Source organism: bacterium, from assembly GCA_026398675.1.
In the GTDB taxonomy this organism is placed as follows: domain Bacteria; phylum RBG-13-66-14; class RBG-13-66-14; order RBG-13-66-14; family RBG-13-66-14; genus RBG-13-66-14.
Window position 1 is genome coordinate 1 of sequence record JAPLSK010000212.1, and the last position, 1,860, is coordinate 1,860.

Here is a 1,860-nt window from a genome sequence, read left to right on the forward strand (position 1 = left end):
GCCGCCCCGACGAGGTCCGCTTCAGCCTGGATATCGCTGAAGACCTGGCCCGCCGGGATTTCACCGTGAACGCCCTGGCCCGCGAGCTGCCCGACGGTGTTCTGGTGGACCCCTTCGGTGGTCGCGGCGATTTGAAAAAGGGGGTTCTGCGCGCGGTGGGCAATCCGGACGAGCGGCTGGCCGAGGACGGCCTGCGGGCCTACCGCGCCTGCCGCTTCGCCGCGACGCTGGAATTCGAGGTCGCCCCGAATCTCCTTCGGGCCGTCCGGCGCAACGCCGCCGTCGCCCGGGGGGTGGCCTGGGAGCGCATCGGCGACGAGCTCGCCAAGGCGATGACTGCCCCGCGGCCCGGCGTCACTTTCGAGCTCCTGCGCGAGACCGATCTCTTGGGCCACTGCCTGCCCGAGCTGGCCGCCTGTTACGGCGTGACCCAGAACCGCTACCACGAGTTCGACGTTTTCGATCACAGCCTGCGCTCCTGCGACCTGGCGCCGAGGGACAAGCCGACGGTGCGTTGGGCGGCGCTCCTGCACGACGTAGCCAAGCCGGTGACCAAGCAGCCCAAGGACCGCGACTTCGTGTTCTACGGCCACGACGATCAGTCGGCGGAGCTGGCCGACCGGGCCATGCGGCGGCTGACCCTGCCCCGGGAGCTGCGCGAGCGGGCGTGCCTTCTAATAAAAAACCACATGCTCCACTACTCGCCGGAGTGGACCGACGCGGCGGTGCGGCGCTTCGTGCGGCGGGTGGGGTCCGGGAACGTCGCCGATCTATTCGACCTGGTCATCGCCGACCGCCAGGCCCACCGGCGGAACGAGGACTTCCAGCTCCCCGCGGACATTTCCGAGCTGATGGGACGAATCGAGTCCCTGGGCGTAGCGGGGGCGGCCCTGACCGTGGCCGACCTAGCCGTGACGGGCGACGACCTCCTGGGGCTCACCGGGCGCGCCCCAGGCAGATGGGTGGGCGAAATGTTGGACCGCCTGGTGGATGAGGTGCTGGAGCACCCGGACCTGAACGAGCGGGAGGCGCTTCTGGCGTGGGCGCGGGAGATTTTGGCCGATGACCGGTGACGGCCTCCACCGCCTGCGGATCGTGGACGTCGCCAGCCGCGACGGCGTGGCCCGGCTCGAAGGTCGGGTCGTTTTCGTCCCCTTCACCGTCCCCGGCGACACGGCCCTCATTCAAATAACGCGGGAGACGAGGGACTACTCCCACGGCCGGGTCGTGGAGCTTCTCGAAGGCGGCGAGGGGCGCATCGAACCTCCCTGCCCCCATTTCGGGCGCTGCGGCGGCTGCGACTGGCTGCACATCGCCCACCCCGTCCAGCTCCGGCTCAAGGGGAAACTGACGGCCGACCTGGCGCGCAAGAACGCCCGGCTTATTATCGAGCCCCCGCCCGTGGAGCCCTCGGAGCCCTTCGGTCACCGCGCCATCGCCCGGCTCCAGGTCGTCCGTCATTCCGGGGCGCCGGAGCTCGGGTACTACGTTCAGGGTAGTCACGAGCTCGTCGCCTGGGACGCCTGCCCCCTGTTGATGGAGCCGCTCAACGCAGCGGTGGGGGCGGTCCGTGGGATTTTAAGTAGAGATGTCAACCGGGACTGGTCGGGTCTTATCGAGGTGACCGTCGAGATGGCCGCCGGGGGCTGGGCGCTCACCCTGGGATTCGACCGGAACGCGCCCCCCGATTGCGATTGGTCGGCCCCGGCCGGGGAGCTTCCGGGCCTCGTCGCCCTCCGGGTGAAGGGGAAAAACTTCTCGTCGGCGGCGTGGGGCGGGGAGCGCTTCGATACCGGCTCTCTCGGCGCGCCCTTATCCAAGACGCCGGGGGTCTTCCGCCAGCCCAACGACGCGGGCGCC

At 69.8% G+C, this 1,860-nt stretch carries 2 protein-coding genes; both read left to right on the forward strand.

Going from position 1 to position 1,860, the window contains the following annotated elements:
• Window positions 1-1,073 (forward strand): HD domain-containing protein (locus NTW26_07040; protein MCX7022012.1); only part of this gene is annotated, 1,073 nt, incomplete at its 5' end.
• Window positions 1,063-1,860, forward strand: a 798-nt coding sequence (locus NTW26_07045; GenBank protein MCX7022013.1) for a TRAM domain-containing protein, incomplete at its 3' end; no start/stop codon positions are given. The genes NTW26_07040 and NTW26_07045, both read left to right, overlap by 11 nt.